The 21,425-nt window shown below is 70.9% G+C and carries 22 protein-coding genes; 6 read left to right on the plus strand and 16 right to left on the minus strand.

What is annotated here, in order from left to right; all coding sequences use genetic code 11:
• Positions 1-16 precede the first annotated feature (16 nt).
• Positions 17-1,540, minus strand: a complete 1,524-nt coding sequence (gene guaB, locus RT2_RS06780) for an IMP dehydrogenase (RefSeq protein WP_072843758.1) — start codon at positions 1,538-1,540, stop codon at positions 17-19.
• Positions 1,541-1,767: 227 nt separating this feature from the next.
• Between guaB and RT2_RS06785 the strand changes: the two genes are divergently transcribed.
• A complete protein-coding gene (locus tag RT2_RS06785) occupies positions 1,768-2,172 on the plus strand; it encodes a DUF5319 domain-containing protein (protein ID WP_072843759.1) in 405 nt (134 codons plus the stop codon).
• 100 nt (positions 2,173-2,272) lie between these two features.
• Here RT2_RS06785 and RT2_RS06790 read toward each other — a convergent pair whose 3' ends face one another.
• From RT2_RS06790 to RT2_RS06800, 3 genes are all read right to left on the minus strand, one after another.
• Positions 2,273-3,322, minus strand: coding sequence for an anti-sigma-D factor RsdA (locus RT2_RS06790; RefSeq protein ID WP_083577125.1), 1,050 nt, complete (start codon positions 3,320-3,322; stop codon positions 2,273-2,275).
• Complete coding sequence (locus RT2_RS06795) at positions 3,315-3,893, minus strand: sigma-70 family RNA polymerase sigma factor (protein ID WP_072843760.1); 579 nt, start codon at positions 3,891-3,893, stop codon at positions 3,315-3,317. The genes RT2_RS06790 and RT2_RS06795 overlap by 8 nt, the downstream gene beginning before the upstream one ends.
• 87 nt (positions 3,894-3,980) lie before the next feature.
• Entirely contained in the window at positions 3,981-4,835 is an 855-nt protein-coding gene (locus tag RT2_RS06800; RefSeq protein ID WP_175478208.1) for a hypothetical protein, read from the minus strand.
• A 449-nt stretch (positions 4,836-5,284) separates the two neighbouring features.
• On the opposite strand from RT2_RS06800, the gene RT2_RS06805 reads away from it, so the two are divergent.
• A complete protein-coding gene (locus tag RT2_RS06805; protein WP_072843761.1) occupies positions 5,285-5,578 on the plus strand; it encodes a WhiB family transcriptional regulator in 294 nt (97 codons plus the stop codon).
• Between the two features lie 93 nt (positions 5,579-5,671).
• Here the strand turns inward: RT2_RS06805 and groL are convergent, their stop codons facing one another.
• Entirely contained in the window at positions 5,672-7,285 is a 1,614-nt protein-coding gene (gene groL, locus RT2_RS06810; RefSeq protein WP_072843762.1) for a chaperonin GroEL, read from the minus strand.
• 95 nt (positions 7,286-7,380) lie between these two features.
• Entirely contained in the window at positions 7,381-7,680 is a 300-nt protein-coding gene (gene groES, locus RT2_RS06815; protein WP_027501788.1) for a co-chaperone GroES, read from the minus strand.
• Positions 7,681-7,935: 255 nt separating this feature from the next.
• On the opposite strand from groES, the gene RT2_RS06820 reads away from it, so the two are divergent.
• Positions 7,936-9,663, plus strand: coding sequence for a TIGR03767 family metallophosphoesterase (locus RT2_RS06820; RefSeq protein WP_072843763.1), 1,728 nt, complete (start codon positions 7,936-7,938; stop codon positions 9,661-9,663).
• Between the two features lie 64 nt (positions 9,664-9,727).
• A complete protein-coding gene (locus RT2_RS06825; protein WP_072843824.1) occupies positions 9,728-10,186 on the plus strand; it encodes an RrF2 family transcriptional regulator in 459 nt (152 codons plus the stop codon).
• Between the two features lie 23 nt (positions 10,187-10,209).
• Here RT2_RS06825 and RT2_RS06830 read toward each other — a convergent pair whose 3' ends face one another.
• The 8 genes from RT2_RS06830 to RT2_RS06865 are packed head-to-tail and all read right to left on the minus strand — an operon-like array spanning position 10,210 to position 17,342.
• Complete coding sequence (locus RT2_RS06830; RefSeq protein WP_072843764.1) at positions 10,210-10,755, minus strand: potassium channel family protein; 546 nt, start codon at positions 10,753-10,755, stop codon at positions 10,210-10,212.
• Complete coding sequence (tsaD, locus tag RT2_RS06835; RefSeq protein WP_072843765.1) at positions 10,745-11,797, minus strand: tRNA (adenosine(37)-N6)-threonylcarbamoyltransferase complex transferase subunit TsaD; 1,053 nt, start codon at positions 11,795-11,797, stop codon at positions 10,745-10,747. Before tsaD ends, RT2_RS06830 begins: the two co-directional genes overlap by 11 nt.
• Positions 11,794-12,339, minus strand: a complete 546-nt coding sequence (gene rimI / locus RT2_RS06840; protein WP_083577127.1) for a ribosomal protein S18-alanine N-acetyltransferase — start codon at positions 12,337-12,339, stop codon at positions 11,794-11,796. The genes tsaD and rimI overlap by 4 nt, the downstream gene beginning before the upstream one ends.
• Positions 12,336-12,980, minus strand: coding sequence for a tRNA (adenosine(37)-N6)-threonylcarbamoyltransferase complex dimerization subunit type 1 TsaB (gene tsaB, locus RT2_RS06845; protein WP_072843766.1), 645 nt, complete (start codon positions 12,978-12,980; stop codon positions 12,336-12,338). Before tsaB ends, rimI begins: the two co-directional genes overlap by 4 nt.
• A 52-nt stretch (positions 12,981-13,032) precedes the next feature.
• Positions 13,033-13,527 carry a tRNA (adenosine(37)-N6)-threonylcarbamoyltransferase complex ATPase subunit type 1 TsaE gene (gene tsaE / locus RT2_RS06850; protein WP_072843767.1) on the minus strand — a complete coding sequence of 165 codons (495 nt, stop codon included), beginning with the start codon at positions 13,525-13,527 and terminating at the stop codon, positions 13,033-13,035.
• The gene (locus RT2_RS06855) at positions 13,520-14,596 is read right to left on the minus strand and encodes an alpha/beta fold hydrolase (protein WP_072843768.1); all 1,077 of its coding nucleotides are present in this window, start codon (positions 14,594-14,596) and stop codon (positions 13,520-13,522) included. Before RT2_RS06855 ends, tsaE begins: the two co-directional genes overlap by 8 nt.
• Positions 14,593-15,831: an alanine racemase gene (gene alr / locus RT2_RS06860; RefSeq protein WP_083577129.1), complete on the minus strand. Its 1,239-nt coding sequence runs from the start codon at positions 15,829-15,831 to the stop codon at positions 14,593-14,595. The genes RT2_RS06855 and alr overlap by 4 nt, the downstream gene beginning before the upstream one ends.
• A gap of 59 nt (positions 15,832-15,890) precedes the next feature.
• Positions 15,891-17,342, minus strand: a complete 1,452-nt coding sequence (locus RT2_RS06865) for a bifunctional ADP-dependent NAD(P)H-hydrate dehydratase/NAD(P)H-hydrate epimerase (RefSeq protein WP_072843769.1) — start codon at positions 17,340-17,342, stop codon at positions 15,891-15,893.
• Between the two features lie 99 nt (positions 17,343-17,441).
• On the opposite strand from RT2_RS06865, the gene RT2_RS06870 reads away from it, so the two are divergent.
• Together RT2_RS06870 and RT2_RS06875 are read left to right on the plus strand one after the other, a co-directional pair.
• Positions 17,442-17,816, plus strand: coding sequence for a cupredoxin domain-containing protein (locus RT2_RS06870; protein ID WP_083577131.1), 375 nt, complete (start codon positions 17,442-17,444; stop codon positions 17,814-17,816).
• 36 nt (positions 17,817-17,852) lie between these two features.
• Complete coding sequence (locus RT2_RS06875) at positions 17,853-18,245, plus strand: cupredoxin domain-containing protein (RefSeq protein ID WP_083577133.1); 393 nt, start codon at positions 17,853-17,855, stop codon at positions 18,243-18,245.
• A 75-nt stretch (positions 18,246-18,320) separates the two neighbouring features.
• Here RT2_RS06875 and glmS read toward each other — a convergent pair whose 3' ends face one another.
• Both glmS and RT2_RS06885 read right to left on the minus strand, forming a co-directional pair.
• The gene (gene glmS, locus RT2_RS06880) at positions 18,321-20,183 is read right to left on the minus strand and encodes a glutamine--fructose-6-phosphate transaminase (isomerizing) (RefSeq protein ID WP_072843771.1); all 1,863 of its coding nucleotides are present in this window, start codon (positions 20,181-20,183) and stop codon (positions 18,321-18,323) included.
• A gap of 86 nt (positions 20,184-20,269) precedes the next feature.
• Positions 20,270-21,307 carry an alpha/beta fold hydrolase gene (locus tag RT2_RS06885; RefSeq protein WP_245709558.1) on the minus strand — a complete coding sequence of 346 codons (1,038 nt, stop codon included), beginning with the start codon at positions 21,305-21,307 and terminating at the stop codon, positions 20,270-20,272.
• Positions 21,308-21,425 lie beyond the last annotated feature (118 nt).

The raw sequence follows: 21,425 nt of genomic DNA on the forward strand, positions 1-21,425 counted from the left end.
ACTTACGCGTCCGCGGTCAGCGCGCGACGTAGTTCGGCGCCTCGACAGTCATGGTGATGTCGTGCGGGTGGCTCTCCTTGAGGCCCGCCGCGGTGATCTGCACGAACTGCGCTTCCTGCAGCTCCTCGATGGTCGACGCGCCGGCGTAACCCATCGCGGCGCGCAGCCCGCCGGTGAGCTGGTGGGTGACCTGGGAGAGCGGGCCGCGGAACGGCACCCGGCCCTCGATGCCCTCGGGGACCAGCTTGTCCTCGGACAGCACGTCGTCCTGGAAGTAGCGGTCCTTGGAGTAGGACTTGGCCTGGCCGCGGCTCTGCATCGCGCCGAGCGAGCCCATGCCGCGGTAGCTCTTGAACTGCTTGCCGCCGACCAGGATCAGCTCGCCCGGGGACTCGGCGGTGCCCGCCAGCAGCGAGCCGAGCATGGCCGTCGACGCACCGGCCGCGAGGGCCTTCGCGATGTCGCCGGAGAACTGCAGGCCACCGTCCGCGATGACCGGCACACCCAGCGGCTTGCACGCGGCGACGGCCTCGAGGATCGCGGTGATCTGAGGCGCGCCGACACCGGCGATGACCCGGGTGGTGCAGATGGAGCCAGGCCCGACGCCCACCTTGACGGCGTCGGCACCCGCCTCGACCAGCGCCAGAGCACCGGCGCGGGTCGCGACGTTGCCGCCGATGATCTGCACCCGGTCGCCGACCTCGGCCTTGATCTTGGTGATCATCTCGAGCACGTTGATGGAGTGACCGTGTGCGCTGTCGACCACGAGCACGTCGACGCCCGCGTCGGTCAGCATCATCGCGCGGGCCCAGGAGTCGTCACCGACGCCGACCGCGGCACCGACCAGCAGCCGGCCGTCGCGGTCCTTGGTGGCGTTCGGGTGCTGTTCGGTCTTGACGAAGTCCTTGACCGTGATCAGACCGGTCAACTTGCCCTGGCCGTCAACGATCGGCAGCTTCTCGAGCTTGTGCCGACGCAGCAGGCCGAGCGCGGCCTCCGCGGTGACGCCCTCACGGGCGGTGATCAGGGGCGCCTTGGTCATGACCTCGGAGACCGCGCGGTTCTGGTCCACCTCGAACCGCATGTCGCGGTTGGTGATGATGCCGACCAGCTGGCCGGCGTCGTCGGTGACCGGCAGTCCGGAGATCCGGAAGCGCGCGCACTGCGCGTCGACCTCGGCGATGGTGTCGGTCGGCTTGCAGGTGACCGGGTCGGTGATCATGCCCGCGTCGGAACGCTTGACGGTCTCGATCTGGCCGGCCTGGGCCTCGGCCGAGAGGTTGCGGTGCAGCACGCCCATGCCGCCGGCGCGCGCCATCGCGATCGCCATCCGGGCCTCGGTGACCGTGTCCATCGCGGAACTCACCAGCGGGACACGGAGGCGGATCTCGCGGGTCAGCTGGCTGGAGGTGTCGACCTGGCTCGGGATGACGTCCGACGCGGCGGGCAGCAGCAGCACGTCGTCGAACGTGAGACCCAGCATCGCCACCTTGTCCGGGCGATCTCCGCCGGTGCGCACGTGTCCTCCGGATGTACTCATACGGCTCGGGACCTTTCCTGGAACTGTGGGGCGGCACCACATCGGGGGCTCGTGACCCTCGTGGGCGCGAATGCGGCGGGAGTGCTCGGACGAGGGGAAGAACGCTCGACTGGGGGCGGATTCTTCCCTCAGCCCGGACACCATGGTATCGGCTGCACTCACCTGCGGGCGAACGTGGTGAGTGTGACGGGTGGCGCAGACCCACTCGGCCTGCGTACCGTGGTGCTGTGCGTGATCAACTGCCCCCCGGTCTGCCGCCGGATCCGTTTGCCGGTGACCCTGCAGACCCCTCCGCCGCGCTCGACGCGATCGAGCCCGGTCAGCCCCTCGACGCCCAGGAGCGACTGGCCGTCGAGGAGGACCTCGCCGACCTCGCCGTCTACGAGGCACTGCTCGGCCACCGCGGCATCCGCGGTCTGGTCGTGTGCTGCGACGACTGCCAGCAGGACCACTACCACGACTGGGACATGCTGCGAGCCAACCTGCTCCAGCTGCTGGTCGACGGCACGGTCCGCCCGCACGAGCCGGCCTACGACCCAGTCCCCGAGGCCTATGTCACCTGGGACTACTGCCGCGGCTACGCGGACGCGTCGATGAACGAGGCGCTGCACGGCGACGGCTTCGACCTCTAGACCGAACACAGACGAACGGCCCGACAAGTCATCTTGTCGGGCCGTTCGTCTGCGTTGAGCGCTGTCCGCGCCGGTGTTGCCACGACCGCCGCCGGTGCGGCTAGCTGGTCGCGGGTGAAGTCAGATCCCTCGGCGTCTCGACCGTCGTCGAGGCGGGCGGCGGCGGGGTCGTCGTCGCGCTGGGCACCCCGGTCTGCGGTTCGCCCGGTCCCGGCTTGGGCGTCGGCGAGGGCGAAGGGGACGGCTGGGGGGACGGAGACGGGGACGGGGACGGCGCCGGCGTGGTCGGCTCCGACGTCACCGGCGGCACGCTCGGGACCACCGGCAGTTCGGTGGGCCCCGGCGGCACCGTGGTCGCCGGCACGCCGGGCACCGTGGTGACGGGCGGAGCCGGCGCCGTGGTGGTGACACCGGCCGCGGCACTCTCACCGGGAGTGGTGGTCACCGGGCTGGTCGGGGCGCCGCTCTTTGCGGCATCGGCCATCAGCTTGTCCATCCGGGCGGTCAGCGCGTCCCGCTTGTCGGACTCGTTGACATCCGTGACCCGCTTGCCCGCCGACTGCAGCAGTTGGACCGCCGCTGTCGAGTCGCCGGCCTTGATCAGCCGCTCGGCTTCCTCGAGATTCATGGTGGTGTCGATGCTGGCGACGGTCGAGTTCGCGCGCTCGGTGAACACGACCTCCTTGACCTTCCACAGCGGATCACCGGGCACGGCGTTGTACGAGAAGACGGTGAGACCGGCCATCACGACGGCCACGGCGGCGGCCGCACCCGCGATCGGACGCAGCAACCGGAGGCCACGACGACCGTGGCGACCCGCACCGGAGAGTTGGTGGTCGACTGCCGCGACCACCCGGTCGAGGGTCGGCTCGGCCGGCATCGCCGGCGCGAGGATCTCGGCCCGCCAGTCGGCCAGCAACGCCGCGAGCTCGCTCTCCTCGGGGCTGCCGGTGGCCACTGAGCGGCCGCCCGAGAGCGCGTCGAGCAGGGCGTCGTCGCGTTGGACTTCCGCCAGGTCGAACGGCGTCGATGCGTCGACGTCGGCCGGATCATCGGCGGTCGGCGTCGCGCCTCGGGCGAGATCGGCATCGGACGTGGAGTATTGATCCGCCCGCCGGTCGTCTTCGCCGTGCTTGCTCCCCCTAGCCATACATCTCACCCGCTTTCGCTACTTCGGTTTTGAGTTTCGTGAGCGCCCGGTGTTGGGCAACTCGGACGGCACCCGCGGTACTCCCCACCGCGGCGGCCGTTTCTTCGGCGGACAGCCCGACCACCAACCGGAGAATGATGATCTCCCGATGCTTCTCGGAGAGCGTCGCCAACAGCGTCTTCATCTGCCGGCCGGTCTCCGAGTCGAGCGCGAGCTTCTCCGGTCCTTCCTCGGTCGAGACGACGTCGGGCACCTCTGCCATCGACTCCGCCTTGTTACGTCCGGCGTTGCGATGCGCGTCGGCGACCTTGTGTGCGGCAATCCCGTACACGAAGGCCATGAAGGGCCTGCCCTGATCTCGGTACCGCGGAAGCGCGGTCATCACAGCCAGGCACACCTCCTGCGCCACGTCGTCCGCGGAAAGCTGTCCTCTTTCCGCGACTCCGACCCGTGACCGGCAGTAACGCACGACCATGGGTCGGACTGTCTCCAACACTCGAGCCAGGGCAACCCGGTCGCCCTGCGCTGCCGCAGCGACTGCCGAGTCCAATTCCTCGCTCGTAGTAGTCATCGTGAGAGATCGTCCTGGCGTTACAGGGACGCCCACACGGGGCGTTCCCACCTGGCGGTGGAATAGTCGAAGGATAGCGACAGACCCTCACGGGTTTCTGAATCGCCCACCCCAGTCACGGATCTGGCGTCGACACGCGTCCCGGACCCCGGCCGCCTCCGGGCTCGGCTGCACGCCGTTGAGCAGCATCGCGGCCGCCCACCGCAGCGGAACCAGCCCGTGTTCGGCACAGCTTTCGACAATTTCCGCGGCGGGCGCGGCGGCCGCCGCGGGATCCGGCCCGGCGCTGACCGCGGCGGCCAGCAGCAGCTTCGACTTGACCTGGTGGCGCACCGAGTCTGTGTCCCGCGCCAGTTCGACGGCCAGCCCCGCGTGCCGGTGGCCGCGGTCGGGGTCACCGGACGCCAGGGACATCTCGGCGGTGACCCAGTTCAACCGGATCTGCTGGCGCCACAACCGCGGGTCACCGGCGTCGAGGAGTTCGGCGCACCGCGCCAGCAACCGGAAACCGAGGTCCAACCGGCCGCAGCCGAGGACGTCGGCGGCCAGTCCGGTCAGCGCGTCGGCGCGGGCCGCCCGGCCGCTCACCCCGGCCGGGTCCGCGGCCGATCCGAGCACACCCAGCGCCCGGCCGTCGAACCCGGACGCGAGTCGGTGCCAACCGAGCTGACGCAGCAGCGACGCCTCGGTGCTCGACGCCAGCGACGACACCACGGGATCCGGCCGGCCGGCGGCAACCCGGTTCAGTTCGGTGTGCGCCGCGGCGTAACGACCCTGCCCGCCGAGGGCGACCGCCCGCAGCCAGTGCCCCTCGGCGGTCTCCGCCTGCGGCAGTTCCCGCGTCCCCGGCCGCGGGCCGAAGGCGGCAGCGGCCAGCAGGCCCACCCCCGGGGCGGCATCGGACTGGGTGGCGTCGGACTGGTCGGCGAGGAGGGGAGGCACGGCGTAAGAGTAGGTCCCGCGGCCCGGTCCCCCACCACCCGCCGGCAGACAAGGCGTCCCGCGGCGGACGAGTGGGACAATTCGCCGCCGCGCTCTCACATACCCATTCACGCCGGACCTGTCTATAGTTTTCCTCTCATTTACATTCAGTACATTCAGCATAAGGATTGCTGTTCAATGATCCGGATTCTCCGACCGCGCGGGCTGCGCCACGCCGTGCACGAATAGGACCTGACCACTATATTCAGTTCCAGGCACAGGCTGTCCGCGGCCAACCGTGGATCGAATCGCAGCCGCCCGAATCACAATTCGGTGTCGATGTCGATGAACGGAATGTTAATTTCGTGCTGCCGCGCTATGGAAATCGCCACTCACGAAAGTATTGACTCCATTTCCGTCACACCTCTAACGTTGCGAAGGGAATTGAATACGCGACCTTAGGAGATGACATGCCGCAGCCGAATCACCTCCCCGGCCCCAACGCCGATATCTGGGACTGGCAGATGCACGGACTCTGCCGCGGAGTCGACTCCTCGATGTTCTTCCACCCGGACGGGGAACGCGGCCGGGCCCGAGCACAGCGCGAGACGCGAGCCAAGGAGATGTGCCACCGGTGCCCCGTGCTCGCGCAGTGCCGCAGCCACGCCCTCAGCGTCAGCGAGCCGTACGGGATCTGGGGCGGCATGTCGGAAGCCGAACGGGAGATGCACGCCCGTCGCGGCCGCCACCGCATCGCGGTGTGACGTGAGGACCGGCCGATGCGAAGGCCCCCGGACGAATTTCCGTCCGGGGGCCTTCGTGTGTGTCACGACAACGCGTGTGACGTTCGAGCGCGCCTAGTGGCTGTGGCCGTGCCCGTGGTCCTCGACCGCGTCGACAGGCTTCTCCACGACGGCGCTCTCGGTGGTGAGCACCATCCGCGCGACGGAGACGGCGTTGACGACCGCGGAACGGGTCACCTTCACCGGGTCCACCACACCGTCGGCGAGCAGGTCGCCGTAGGTGAGGGTCGCGGCGTTGAAGCCATGACCCTTGGGCGCCTCGGCGACCTTGCTGACCACGACGGACCCGTCGACGCCGGCGTTGGTGGCGATCCAGAACAGCGGCGTGCTCAGCGCGACCCGCAGGACCTCGACACCGGTCGCCTCGTCGCCGGTGAGCGACGCGGCAAGGGCGGCGAGGCCCTGACCGGCCTGCACCAGCGCGGAACCGCCGCCGGGGACGATGCCCTCCTCGACCGCGGCCTTGGCCGCGTTGACCGCGTCCTCGACCCGGAACTTGCGCTCCTTGAGGTCGGTCTCGGTGGCGGCGCCGACCTTGATCACCGCGACGCCGCCGGCCAGCTTGGCGAGGCGCTCCTCGAGCTTCTCGCGATCCCAGTCGGAGTCGGAGTTCTCGATCTCACGGCGCAGCTGGCCGACCCGGGTGGCGATGTCCGCCTCGGTGCCCGCACCGTCGACGATGGTGGTCTCGTCCTTGGTGACCACGACGCGGCGTGCGTTGCCCAGCAGCTCGAGGCCGGCTTCCTTGAGGGAGAGCCCGACGTCGGTGTTGATGACGGTGCCCGCGGTGACGACCGCGAGGTCGTCGAGGAACGCCTTGCGGCGGTCGCCGAAGAACGGCGCCTTGACCGCGACCGCCTTGATCGTCTTGCGGATGGCGTTGACCACCAGCGTGGAGAGCACCTCGCCCTCGACGTCCTCGGCGATGATCAGGAGCGGCTTGCCGGACTCGGCGACCTTCTCGAGCAGCGGCAGGACGTCGGGCAGGGAGCTGATCTTGTCGCGGACGAGCAGGATCAGCGCGTCCTCGAGGATCGCCTTCTGGGCGTCGACGTCGGTGACGAAGTAGGGCGAGAGGTAGCCCTTGTCGAACTGCACGCCCTCGGTGACGACGAGCTCGGTCTGCGTGGTCGAGGACTCCTCGATCGTGACGACGCCGTCGACGCCGACCCGGGTCATGGCCTCGCCGACCAGCTCGCCGATCTCCGCGTCACGCGAGGAGACGGTGGCGACCTGCGCGATGGCGGCCTTGCCCTCGACCGGGGTGGCGGCCGCGAGCAGTGCCTCGACGACCAGGTCGGCGCCCTGGGCGATGCCCGCCCCGAGGGAGATCGGGTTGGCGCCTGCGGCGACGTTCTTCAGGCCGCCGCGGACCAGGCCCTGCGCGAGCACGGTGGCGGTGGTGGTGCCGTCGCCGGCGACGTCGTTGGTCTTGGTGGCGACGCTCTTGACGAGCTGGGCGCCGAGGTTCTCGAAGGGATCCTCGAGCTCGATCTCACGGGCGATGGAGACGCCGTCGTTGGTGACGGTCGGGCCGCCGAAGGCCTTGGCGAGGACGACGTGCCGGCCGCGGGGGCCGAGGGTCACCTTGACCGCGTCGGCCAGCTGGTCGACGCCGCGCTCGAGCGCACGACGCGCCTTCTCGTTGAACTCAATCTGCTTGGACATAGTACGTAGCTGCTCCTGGCTCGGGAGGGTCCGTCAACGCGATCCGCCCCGGGGTCACCGAGAAGAGGGGACACCGGGGCGGACTGCGAGTGGGCTTACTTGGAGATGACAGCCAGCACGTCGCGTGCCGACAGGATCAGGTACTCCTGACCGGCGTACTTGATCTCGGTTCCGCCGTACTTGCTGTAGATGACGGTGTCGCCTTCCTTGACATCGACCGGGATGCGGTTGCCCTTGTCGGTCACGCGGCCTTCGCCAACGGCGACGACGGTGCCCTCCTGGGGCTTCTCCTTGGCCGTGTCGGGGATGACCAGGCCTGAGGCAGTCGTCGTCTCGGCCTCGTTGGCCTGGACGAGGATCTTGTCCTCGAGCGGCTTGATGTTCACGCTCGCCACGATGAGCCCTCCACTTTCAGGGGTACTTGCGCCCGGGGCTGTTCCCCGGGCGTGTCGGTTTTGTTCTTCACGCAAGCGGCCCCTCACCGAGCCCCGTCGTCGCGGGTGCCGAGGCTGGGTCAGCGCCAACTAGCACTCTATACATGCGAGTGCCAGCGCTCAAGGGCAGGCGGCGCCACCGGACCGCCCGCGCCACGATCAGCCAGTCACCCATAGAGACCGTGGGTGACGAGAAGGTGACCTAGAGTCGTCGCCGTGGCAAACATCAGCAGACGTGGATTTCTCGGGCTCGCCGGACTGGGCGCCGCAGGCGCCGTCGGCCTCGGAACGTTCGGCCGGGCGCCGTGGGGAACCTGGTACGCGGCCGCCGACGCGCTCCCCGAGTACCTGGCAGGCACGACCCTCGAGGCCGTGGCCACCCCGCTCGGCGGATCCGGCTACCGCGCCCTGACCGCGGGTCCGGGCTGGCCGATGATCGTGCGCGGCGAACTCGCGGGCGCACAGTCCGGGCGCGAGGAGCGCCGCCGGGTGCTGGCCTCCTTCGTCCAGCTGACCGACCTGCACGTGGTCGACGCCCAGTCGCCGATGCGGTTCGAGTACGTGCACCCGTTCACCGGGTCGGCGTTCCGCCCGCACGAGACGCTCACCACCCAGGGACTGGTGTCCCTGGTGTCCCGGATCAACTCCCTGCGGGGCGGCCCGCACACCGGGCGCCCGTTCGACGCGGTCGTGACCACCGGCGACAACACCGACAACAAGGAGCACGCCGAACTCGGCTGGCTGCTCACCGCGCTCAACGGCGGCACCTTCATCCCCAACACCGGTGCCGCGGACCGTTACGAGGGCGTGCAGAACTCCGGCGCGGACCTGTACTGGAACCCCGAGTCGCCGATCCAGGACATGTACAAGAAGGCCGGATTCCCGGAGATGCCCGGACTGCTCGGCGCGGCCCTGCGGCCGGTCACCAGCCCGGGCCTGCGCACCCCCTGGTACAGCGTGTTCGGCAACCACGACGACGCGATCTCCGGCACCCTCCCCAACGGGATCCCGCTGCTCGAGAACATGTACACGGGATCGCTCAAGATCGAGGCACCGAACTCGGAGCAGGCTCGTGCCATCGGCAGTGCCGCCAGTTCCGATCCGTCGGCCATCCCGGCCCTGCTCAGTGCGCTCACCACCCCGCCCCGCGTGGTCACCCCGGACGCCAGCCGCGCACCGTTCACGCCCCGGCAGTTCATCGCGGCCCACCTCGATCCGGCCAACACCGGCCCCGGCCCGGTCGGCCACGGCTTCGCCCCCGACGCCGGCGAGTCCGGCATCGGCTACTACTCCTTCGAGATCGCGCCCGGCGTCGTCGGCATCAGCATGGACTCCACCAGCCGCGCGGGAGGCGTCGACGGCGCGCTCGGCGAGGCCCAGTTCCGCTGGATCGAGCAGACCCTGCAGGCGGGGAGCAGCCGCTACTTCGACGACGGCGGCCGGCCGGTCACCCAGTCCCGCACGGACACCTACTTCCTGCTCTTCAGCCACCACACCAGCGACACCATGGCCGAGCTCACGCCCGACCCGGAGAACCCGGGCGAGCGCCGGTACACGGGCGCCCAGCTGGTCCAGCTGCTCAACCGGTTCCCGAACGTGCTGGCCTGGGTCAACGGCCACACCCACGAGAACCGGATCGCCCCCCGCCCCGGACCGACCCCGGCGCAGGGCTTCTGGGAGATCAACACCGCCTCGCACATCGACTTCCCGCAGCACGCCCGGATCATCGAGGTGGTCGACAACGCCGACGGGACGGTCTCGCTGCTCACCACGCTGATCGAGTCGGACGCCCCGTACTCGGTCCCGCACGGCGACTTCTCGGCAACCGGGCTGGCGTCGCTCTACCGCGAGCTGTCCTTCAACGACATCCACATGGAGCCGGAGGAGATGGGCGCCTCGGGCGACCACAACACCGAACTGGTGCTGCCGTCACCGCGCGCCTGACCAGTACAGACGCCGAAATGCCCGCCGATTGCGCGGGTATTTCGCGTTCGGTACGGTCGGTGCCGTGCAGCTGACGCGATTCACCGATCTCGGGCTGCGAGTCGTGATGCGGCTCGCCGTCGCCCCCGGCGGCGGCGGGCTGACCACCAGCCAGGTGGCGGACGAACTGTCCATCCCCTACACCCACACCGCGAAGGTGGTCGCGCGGCTGAGCGAACTCGGCATGGTCGAGGCCCGCCGCGGTCGCGGCGGCGGACTGTCCATCACCGACGCCGCCCGTCGCACCTCGGTCGGCTGGCTGACCCGGGCGCTCGAGGGCGACGGCGAGGTCGTCACCTGCGAGGGCGACACCCCCTGCCCACTGCGGAACGCGTGCCGCCTGCGTACCGCGCTGCGGCGCGCCCAGGACGCGTTCTACGACTCGCTCGACGGCATCACCGTCGCGGAGCTGACGTCGCCGCCGACATCGCAGACCCTGCTCACCCTCTCCCCGACCGTGGTGGCGGGGCCGGTGGCAACCTAGCCACCCGCCCGACGACGGCGGCGTCAGTCGCTCGCCTGCTGCCGGCGGGCCTGGCCGCGGCGGACCGCGGCGGTGATGATGCGGACACCGACCGCGATCAGGATCAGATTTCCCACGATCTGCACCGACACGACGGCCCGGGCGACCTCACTCTCGGCGGCGATGTCCCCGAAGCCCACGGTCGAGAAGCACACCAGCGTGAAGTACAGAGAGTCGATCCTCGACAACGGTTCGTTGAAGTCGCCGGGCGCGTCCACCGACATCAGGTAGTACAGCGTGGCGAAGGACAGCAGGTACGCGGGCAGGGTCAGCGCGAGGGCCTCGACCCCCTGCAGCGCGGGATACTGCGCCCGCACGATCTTCCGGATCTGCCAGACGCACAGCACCGTCACCGCCGTCAGGCCGAACACCAGTCCGGCGAAGGCCGACGCCGACTGCAGGTCGGTCATCGGCACCGCGAAGTACGCCACCAACAGCAACACCGCGGTGCCCGCCGGACGCACCACCGCCCGGCGGATCAGCCTGCGGCGCTCCGCCTTCGGCAGGGCCTCGAAGCGCTCAGTTTGCATCGCCCCGGTCCCGCGACTGGCTCACCGTCACGGACAGTCCGGGGTCGGTGGCGACGTTCAACGGGGACGGACTTGCGCCCCCGGCAATCACGTGGGCACCCAGTGCGGCAATCATCACCCCATTGTCGGTGCACAGCCGCGGCTTCGGGATGCGAAGCGTCAAACCGGCCGCCGCGCAGCGCTCCTCCGCCATCGAGCGGATCCGCGAGTTGGCCGTCGCACCGCCGCCGAGGACCAGGGTGTCCACCCCGATGTCGGTGGCCGCGCGGACCGCCTTCATGGTGAGCACGTCGGCCACCGCCTCCTGGAAGCTCGCGGCGATGTCGGGGATCGACAGCGGTTCGCCGGCCCGCTCGCGGGACTCGACGTACCGCGCGACCGCCGTCTTGAGACCCGAGAACGAGAAATCGTTGCGGGCGTCGCGCGGGCCGGTCATCCCGCGGGGAAAGGCGATCGCCTTCGGGTCCCCCGCCTGTGCCGCCGCGTCCAGGGCCGGACCGCCCGGGAACCCGAGGCCGAGCAGGCGCGCCACCTTGTCGAAGGCCTCCCCCGCCGCGTCGTCGACCGTGGTGCCGAGTTCGGTGATCGGCTTGGCCAGGTCCTCCACGTGCAGCAGGTGGGTGTGCCCACCGGAGACGAGCAGCGCCACGCACGGCGGCATCGGCCCGTGTTCGAGGGTGTCCACGGCGACGTGGCCGCCGAGGTGGTTGAGCGCGTAGAAGGGCACGTCCCACGCCGCCGCGTACGCCTTCGCCGCGGCCGCACCGACGAGCAGCGCGCCCGCGAGCCCGGGGCCGATGGTGACGGCCAGGGCGTCGGGCTTGGCGATGCCGGCCTGCGCCAGGGCACGACGCATGGTCGGCACGATCGCCTCGAGGTGCGCGCGCGAGGCCACCTCGGGCACCACGCCGCCGTACCGCGCGTGCTGGTCGACGCTGGAGGCCACCTCGTCCGCGAGCAGCTCGCAGGTGCCGTCCGGGCGCCAGCGGACGATGCCGACTCCCGTTTCGTCGCAGGAACTCTCGATGCCCATCACGATCATGCTCGTTCGCCCTCCGGCTGTCCGTCCACGGTGACATCCCCCGTCGCTTCGCTCGCCACAGTGACATCCCCCGTCGCTTCGCTCGCCCCGGCCCGACGCATGGTGTACGCGTCGGCGCCGCTGGGCTGGTAGTAGTTTCGGCGGATCCCGACGCTCTCGAAGCCCTCGCGCCGGTACAGCCCGATCGCGGGTTCGTTGTCGGTACGCACCTCGAGGAACACCGGTCCGCCGTGCGCGTCGGCCTCCCGCAGCAACGCCGCGAGCAGCAGCGAGCCGATCCCGTGGCCCTGGCGGGCGGGGTCGACGCCGATGGTGTGCACCTCGGCCTCCGGGTCGGACGCGGTACCCAGCAGCGCGATTCCGGCGTACCCGAGTGTCGTGCCCGCGTCGTCGCGCGCCACGAAGTAGCGGTTGTGGGGCTGGGCCAGTTCGGCGCGAAACGCGTCGGCGCTCCACGGTCCGTCGCCGGGGAAGAGCGCCTCCTCCAGTTCGGCGCACCGCGCGGCGTCGGCCACCGTCATCGCGACAATACGCGCGCTCATTTCTTGCGATCCGCCATCTCAACCGCGTCGGGACGACGAAGGTAAAGCGGCACAAGAGGTTCCGGCTCTGCATCGGAGTTCAACGCGGCCGCGGCGACGCGAACGAGGGCGGCAGGCGACGGCGTCTCCACCGGCTCGACGGGCAGGTCGAACAGGTCCACGTGCCGGGCGGACCCGGCCACGGCGGCCGACGGCATCGGGTCGAGGTCGGCGGGCTTGTTCACCGCAGGACCCTCCACCCGCGCGCCCGCGGAGTACCGGGCCCAGTACACCTCGCGGCGCCGGGCGTCGGTGACCACCAACAGGTCCCGGCCGAGCGCGGCTTCCGAGGCGATGGCGTCGAGGCTGCAGACCCCGTGCACGGGGATGCCCAGGGCGTCGGCGAAGGCGGCCGCCGTGGCCATCCCCACCCGCAGCCCGGTGAACGGGCCGGGCCCGGCACCGACGACCACGGCGTCCAGGTCCGCGGGGACGTGACCGGCCTCGGCCAGACACTCCAGGATGTGCGGCGTCAACACCTCCGCGTGGGCACGGGCGTTGACCGTGATTCGGGTGGCCAGCGCGTGCGGGGTGTCGCCGTCGAGGCGAACCACCCCCGCGGTCACGGCCGGAGTGGAGGTATCGACGGCGAGTACGAGCACGATTACCGAGGATACCCGCACGTCAGAACAGGTCTCGACGCTGCCCGCCGAGCTAGGACACCCAGCCCCACTCCGCGGTGCGCACATCGGACTCCGGTTCACGCCGCAGACGGACCAGCAGGTGCCGGTCAGCGAGGTGCTCGACCACGCCCTCGCCCCACTCCACCACCACGACCGCACCGGCCAGGTCGGTGTCGAGGTCCAGCGCGTCGAGTTCGTCGAAGGTCTGGGCGCCGCCACCGGAGCCCGCCTCGCCGGCGAGACCGAGCCGGTAGGCGTCCACGTGCACCATGGCCACCGGCTCGCCGCCGCCGGGGCGCTCACCCGCCCGGTGCTCGCGGGCGATGATGAACGTCGGCGAGCTCACCCGACCCTGCACCCCGAGCCCGGCCGCGATGCCGCGCGCCAACGCCGTCTTGCCCGCGCCGAGTGGACCGTCGAGCACCACCAGGTCCCCGGCGGCGAGCTCGACCGCCAGCCGACGGCCGAAGGCCTCGGTGTCCTCGGTGGTGGGCAGCGCAATGCTGGTCTGCGTCCGGTCAGCCACCGACGACGCTCCTTTCGGTCTGGTCCTGCTGCCGCATCGCTCGCACGAACAGCCGGTCGATCGCGTCGGTGACTCGCATCGGGAACTCCAGCTGCACCAGGTGCCCGGCCGAGGCCACCCGCACCAGCTCGCAGTCCAGCAGCGCGGCGGCCATCGCCTCGGACTGGGCGAACGGGATGACCATGTCGGCGTCGCCGCAGAGCACCAATGCGGGCAGTGTCGCGACCACCGGCAGCGCCTCCGACTCGTCGTGCAGCTCGAGCGACTCGAGGAAGTTCACGATGGTGGTCACCGAGGTGTCGTTGAGCATGCCCTCCGAGAACCGCACCAGGCTCGGGCTGACGTCGGTGCCGTACGAGGCCGCGCGCATGATCGGCGAGATCACCGCGCGGGCCGCGCCCCGGCCGAACTGGACCAGTCCGGGCGACGTACGGACCGCCAACCGGAACGCGTCGATCACGGGGTTGCGCAGGTTACGGCTCAGCCCGGTCTTGTTCAGGCCGGCGGCGGCGGTGGAGATCAGCCCCACCCCGATCACCCGTTCGTCGAACAGTTCCGGCCGCTGCCGGGCCAGGGCCAGGATCGTCATTCCGCCCATCGAGTGCCCGACCAGCAGCACCGGGCCGTCGGGCGCGACCGCGCGCAACACCGCGTCGAGGTCCCGGCCGAGCTGGCCGATGGTGCAGCTCGCGACGCTCGAGGTGCCGGAACGGCCGTGCCCGCGCTGGTCGTAGAAGACCATCCGCACCGCGGCGCCCCAACGACGTTCGAGCTGACGGCGCTGGAAGTGCCAGGACTCCATGCGCAGGCAGTAGCCGTGCACGAAGACCACGGTGACCGGCGCATCGGCCGGCCCGACCTCGCGCACCGCGAGCGGGGTGCCGTCGTCGGCCGCCACGACGCAGCCCCGGTCGGCCTCCATCATCCCGAAGTCCTCGCGGGCGTACCGGTCGCGGAAGCCCCGACGGCCCCGCGCCGGGCGACGGGCGACGCTGACGCCGGCCAGCGCACCGAGCCCCGCCGCCGTCACCGCGCCGCCGGCCAGCCCGGCCCGCTTCAACGGATTCACCTGGCCGCCCCTGCACCGCCGCGATAACTGCGCACCACGCGGCCACGGACGCCGGTCACCACTTCGTAGTGAATGGTGTCGAGCGCGTCCGCCCAGTCCTGGGCGACCGGACCGCCGCCGTCACCGGGCCCGAACAGGATCGCCTCGTCGCCCTCGGCCACCCGACCGGGGTCGGCGCCGAGGTCGATGACGACCTGATCCATGCACACCCTGCCGATCTGCGGGTAGCGCCGGTCGCCGATCTGCACCTCGAAACGCCCGCTGATCGCGCGCGGGATGCCGTCGGCGTACCCGACCGGCAGCAGCGCGACCGTGGTGTCCTGGTCCGCCACCCACGTGTGCCCGTAGGAGACTCCGGAACCGGCCGCAACCTTCTTGACCAGGGCCACCCGGGCCCGCAACGTCATCACCGGACGCAGCCCGAATTCGCCGAGATCGGGTACCGGGGACAGCCCGTACAGCGCAATGCCGGGGCGCACCATGTCGAAGGACAGGTCCGGCCGGGTCAGCACCGCCGCGGAGTTCGACATGTGCACCCGCTCGGCGCGCAGCCCGAGCGCGGCCGCCTGCGAGACGGCGTGACGCAGCGCCTCGACCTGGGTGTCGATCACCGGGTGGTGCGGCTGGTCGGCGTGGGCGAAGTGCGAGAACACCCCGCGGAACCGGGTCGCGCCCTCGGCCTCGGCCCGGGCCAGCCCGTCGAGCAGGTCTGCGAGCTCGGTCGGCGAGACGCCGTTGCGGTTGAGTCCCGTGTCCACCTTCATGGAGACGGCGGCGGTGGTGCCGACGGCGCGGGCCGCTGCCACCACCGCGTCCAGGTGCCGCGGCGAGGACACCGCGAGTTCGACGCCCGCGGCAATGGCGGGCGCGAAGTCGGCGTCGGGGGTGTGCAGCCAGGACAGCACCGGCGCATCGATGCCGCCGGCGCGCAATTCCAGCGCCTCGTCGAGCGTGGTGACACCGAGTTCGGCCGCACCCGCCGCCAACGCGGCCTTCGCGACCCGGACGGCGCCGTGGTTGTAGCCGTCGGCCTTGACCACCGCCATCAGCGCGGCGTCCCCGGCGTGTTCGCGCAGCACCCGCACGTTGTGTGCGAGGGCGTCGAGATCGATCAGTGCCTCCGCCTGCGGCGCGGGCTGTGCCTGCGGGTCACCCCGCTCCCCTGACTGGGTGGAGAATTCGGCACCCGCCGCGTGGACGTATGCCGCGACACTGGGCTTCGCGGGGATAATCATGGTCCGTCGATCCTGCCATTTTCGACCGAATCCCCAAATAGTTTCACATCCTCATGAGGTCACGGTTTGGGCACCTGTTGGGCGCGAAGAATCCGCACAGCCGCCCTGACCTGGGACAACAGCGCTCCGGCGGAAATAGGGGCCGCAGTGACCGATCTCTCACCCGCCGCCAGATTCGCGGCCAGCGAATGCGCCCGCGCCCCCATCGCCGCCGCCATTGCCAGGTCCAGGCCCGACGCCGTCAGTGCGCCGACCATGCCGGCCAGCACGTCACCCGAACCGGGTGTGGCAGCAGCCGAACCGGCCGCGTCGTTGAGCAGCACCTGACCGTCCGGACGCGCGATCACCGTGCACCGCCCCTTGAGCAGCACCGTGACGCCCCAGTCCGCGGCCAGCCGCCGGGTGTGCCCCACCCGGTCCGCCGCCGGATCGACGCCGGCGAGCCTCGCGAACTCCCCCGCATGCGGCGTGAGCAGGGTCGGCGCGGACCGCCCGGCCACCAGCCCCGGATCGGCCGCCAGGAGTGTGAGGCCGTCGGCATCCACCAGCACCGGCAGGTCGGTGCCGAGGACGGCGCGCAGCTGCGCCGCGGCGGACTCGCCGGTGCCCGCACCCGGACCCACCACCCACGCCTGGACCCGGCCGGCGTCCTCGACGCAATCGGCCGCAACCACCTCGGGCCACCTGGAAAGCACTTGCGCGGCAGCAGTTCCCGCATACCGCACCATCCCGGAGGTGGCGGTCACCGCGGCCCCCGCGCAGAGCACCCCGGCGCCGGGATAGCGGGCGCTGCCCGCCACCACGCCGACGACGCCTTGCGTGTACTTGTCGTCGCTCGCGCCCGGCACCGGCCAGCGCGCGCCGACCTCGGACGCGGTCAACGCCCGCACGGAGGCCTCCCCGGGCGCCAGTCCGATGTCGACAAGTTCGACCCGGCCGCAGTGTGCGGCGGCCAGCGCGTGCACCGGCTTGAGCGCGCCGAAGGCGACCGTGACCTGTGCCGTCACCGCCGGCCCGGGAGCCTCCCCGGTATCCGGGTCCACCCCGCTCGGCAGGTCGACCGCCACGATGGGCGCCGCCACCCGCCGGACCAGCGCCGCGGCGGGCGGGCGCAACGGCCCCCGGCCCGAGAGTCCCACGATGCCGTCGAGCACCAGGTCGGGATCGCCGAGGTCGGCCTCGGACCCCCGTGCCACCCGGCCGCCCGCGGCGCGCAGGGCGGCCAGCCCCGCCGCGTGTGCCCGGTCCGGGTCCAGCAGCACGGCGCGGACCGCCACACCGCGGCGGCGCAGCATCGCCCCGGCCCACAGGGCGTCGCCGCCGTTGTCGCCGGAACCGACCAGCAGGGTCACCCTGCGGCCCGCCACTCCCCCTGTGCGGGAACGCAGTTCGGAGGCCACCACCAGTTCGAGACCGTGCGCGGCGCGCCGCATCAACGTGCCCTCGGGCAGTGCCGCCAGCAGCGGAGCCTCAGCCGCACGCACCTGCTCGGCCGGGTAGTAGTCCCGCATCGCTGACCTCCTCGAGAAGATGGCGTCCGCCCCGTCGACCGTATCGGCTCCCGCTGCGGGGCGGTTCCCAGGGCGACGTCCGGGGTCTAGCCTGAAGCTATGCGTGCACCTTCGATTCACGCGCTCGGAGTCGTCTTGGCGTCCGGTCTGTTGCTCACGTCAGTGCTCACGGGATGCGCCACCACCGAGTCACCGGAAGTCTCGCTGACCGCGGGCGGATCCGCGACCGTGACGATCTCCAACATGCGGTTCAACCCGTCGATCCTGCGAATCCGGGCCGGCGACACGGTGACGTGGGTGTTCGCCGACCAGGGCACCGAGCACGGCGTGGTCTCGAACGCCAACGCCCAGGAGTACTTCGAGAGCGGCGTCCAGAGCAGCGGAGTCTACAGCCACAAATTCATCCGGGTCGGCATGAGCCGGTACTTCTGCTCCGAGCACGCCAGCATGGGCGGCACCATCATCGTGCGTTGACGGGTCCAGCCTCGCCGACGGGTCTAGCCTGGGGCGATGCGTGCACCCTCGATGCGCGGACTCGGGTCCGCCACGGCAATCGGACTCCTGCTGGCCTCCGCCGTGGTCGGCTGCGCCGACACAAGCAAACCCGACGCCGGCCAGGCGGCACCGACCTCGTCCGCCTCGAACGCAGACCCGACCGTGGTCGTCTCCGGGATGAGCTTCCAGCCGTCCACCGTGACGATCCGGGTGGGACAGGCGGTGACCTGGAAGTTCGACGACCGTGGCATCGCGCACAACGTGACCTCGGCCGCGGGCGCCCCCGCGCGGTTCGCGAGCACCATCATGACCGGCGGAAGTTACAGCCACACCTTCGACCAGCCCGGCACCTACCCGTACACCTGCACCCTGCATGCGGGGATGGCGGGCACCGTCGTCGTGCAGTGACCGGGTCGTGCAGTCATCGCGTCGTGCAGTGACCGAGCGGTTCGGTGACCTGCCGGTCACCGAACCTGCCCGGGTCTACTCGACGGTGACGGACTTCGCGAGGTTGCGCGGCTTGTCGACGTCGTAGCCCCGCACCTTCGCCACCTCGGCCGCGAACACCTGCAGCGGAACCGTGGACAGCAGCGGCTGCAGCAGGGTCGGCGCCGCCGGGATCTCGATCAGGTGGTCGGCGTGCGCCCGGACCGTCTCGTCGCCCTCCTCGGCAATGACGATCGTCCGCGCGCCCCGGGCCTTGATCTCCTGGATGTTCGAGACCAGCTTCGAGTGCAGTACCGCGCGCCCCTTGGGCGAGGGCATGACGACGATGACCGGCAGGCCCTCCTCGATCAGCGCGATCGGCCCGTGCTTGAGCTCGCCTGCGGCAAAGCCCTCGGCGTGCATGTACGCCAACTCCTTGAGCTTGAGCGCACCCTCGAGTGCCACCGGGTACCCGACGTGCCTGCCCAGGAACAGCACGGTCCGGGCGTCGGCAAACTCACGGGCCAGGGCCCGAACCGGCTCGGCCGTCTCCAGGACGCGGGCCACCAGCGCGGGCATGGCCTCGAGATCCGCGTACTCCCGGGCCACCTCGTCCGGGTACTTGGTGCCACGAGCCTGCGCCAGCGCCAGGCCCACGAGGTAGTTCGCGGTCACCTGCGCCAGGAACGCCTTGGTCGACGCGACCGCGATCTCCGGACCGGCCCGGGTGTAGAGGACGGCGTCGGCCTCGCGGGGGATCTGCGCGCCGTTGGTGTTGCAGATGGCCAGCACCCGCGCCTTCTGGTCCTTGGCGTGCTTGACCGCCTCGAGCGTGTCCGCGGTCTCGCCGGACTGGGAGATCGCCACCACCAGCGTCGAGCGGTCGAGCACCGGGTCGCGGTAACGGAACTCGCTGGCGAGCTCCACCTCGACGGGCAGCCGGGTCCAGTGTTCGATCGCGTACTTGGCGAGCAGTCCGGAGTGGTACGCGCTGCCGCAGGCGACGACGAAGACCTTGTCCACGTCGCGCAGCTCCTGGTCGGACAGGCGCTGCTCGTCGAGGACGATCTTGCCGTCCGCGAAGTGGCCGAGGAGGGTGTCGGCCACCGCGGTCGGCTGCTCCTCGATCTCCTTGAGCATGAAGTAGTCGTGGCCGCCCTTCTCGGCGGCGGCGAGGTCCCAGTCGATGCGGAACGGGCGGCCCTGCGCCTCGTTGCCGGCGAAGTCGCTGATCGTGTAGCCGTCGGCGGTGATCACCACCACCTGGTCCTGACCGAGCTCGATGGCGTCGCGCGTGTGCTCGATGAACGCAGCGACGTCCGAGCCGAGGAACATCTCGCCCTCGCCGACGCCCACCACCAACGGGGTGGAGCGACGGGCGGCGACGATCGTCTCGGGGTGGTCGGCGTGCGTGAAGACCAGGGTGAAGGCCCCCTCGAGCCGACGCACGACCTGCTGCGCACTGGCGATGAAGTCGCCGGCCGTCGGCCCCTCCGCGTAGGCGCGGGCGACGAGGTGCACGGTGACCTCGGAGTCGGTGTCCGACGCGAAGTCGATGCCGGCCTGCTCGAGCTCGGCGCGCAGCGGCGCGAAGTTCTCGATGATGCCGTTGTGGACGACCGCGACCTTGCCGGTCGCGTCGAGGTGCGGGTGCGCGTTGCGGTCGGTCGGCCGGCCGTGGGTGGCCCACCGGGTGTGCCCGATGCCCGTGCTGCCGACAAAGCGGTCGGTGCCGGTCTCGGCGAGCTCCGCCTCGAGGTTGGCGAGCTTGCCGGCCTTGCGCTCGACGGCAAGTCCGCCGGCGCCGTCCAGCACCGCGATCCCGGCCGAGTCGTAGCCGCGGTACTCCATTCGGCGCAGCGCCTCCACCACGACGCCCAGCGCCTGGCGGTGGCCGACGTATCCCACGATTCCGCACATGGTTACCCAGCGTACTGGGGCTGCGAGCCCACGCCGACCGGCAGGTCCGGCCACCAGGACTTGCCGCCGATCCGTCGGGCGATCCGTCAGTCCGGGTCGCACTCGGCGAGGAAGTCGGCAAATGCGGGCCACATGGTCTCCCGCGCCGCCCGACCTGTGAGCACACCGAGGTGCCCACCCGGAAACGCCCCGTAGCGAACTCTCGGTGAACCGTCCAACAGTTCCGTGAGGTGGCGCACCGCGGGCTCCGGCGCCAGAACGTCGCCACTGCCCGCGACCACCATCACCGGCACGTCGATGTCGCCGAGGCTCACCCGCCGGCCGGCGATCTGCATGTGCCCGGTCGCGAACTCGTTCGAGCGCATCACCACGTGGTAGAGCTGCCCGAAGGTCCGCCCCGGGTAGGCGTACATGTTGTCCATGAACCGGTCGACGGCCTCGATCTGCTCCAGGTGGTCCCGGTCGTCGAGGTTCGCCAGGACGGCAAACGGCCGGGTGAGGTACTTGTCGATGCTGGCCGCCTTGAAACCGAGGCTGGTCAGCGGCGCCGGAATGGTGCCGAGCAACCGGTAGAACGGCGCGACGGTGTACGGGCCGAACACCCGGTCCAGCGGGCGCAGCGTCGCGAACAACGGCACCCGCCGAAGATCGAAGGGGCTGGCGATCGGCGTCAACGACTGCAGCGGCAACTCGGGGTGCGCGGCCGCGGCGTAGACCGCGAAGATCCCGCCGAGCGACCATCCGGCCAGGTGCACACTGCGGCCGCCGCCGTCGGCGCTGACCACCCGCACCGCGTCCGGCACCACGTCGTCGACCCAGTGCTCGAATCCACGGGCACGGTCGGCGAAGTTCACCGGCCCGTAGTCCACCACGTAGACGTCGCGGCCGGTCTCTTGCAGGTACTCGACGACGCTGCACCCGCGGCGCAGGTCGAAGGCCACCGCGGGGGCCGCCAGCGGGGTGACGAGCAGCACCGGCGCGCCGGTGGCCTCCCTGCGGGTCGAGCGGAAGCGGCGCACCGTGCGGTCGGGGTTGGCGTCGACCACCTCCGACGGCGTCGGCCGCAGGTCGGCCAGCCCGTCCGAGGTGATTCGCGCGCGGACGTTCTCGACCGCGCGTGCCACGCTCCGGGACGTCGGTACCGCAATGCCGAACACTGTTCGTTCCCCCTGCTCTGCTGACGACTCGACCTCGGCCGCCCGAAGTTGCTTCGAGAATCGGCTGCGGGATCGGATACGGTCA

Source organism: Rhodococcus tukisamuensis NBRC 100609, from assembly GCF_001894985.1.
Classification (GTDB): Bacteria; Actinomycetota; Actinomycetes; order Mycobacteriales; family Mycobacteriaceae; genus Rhodococcus_G; species Rhodococcus_G tukisamuensis.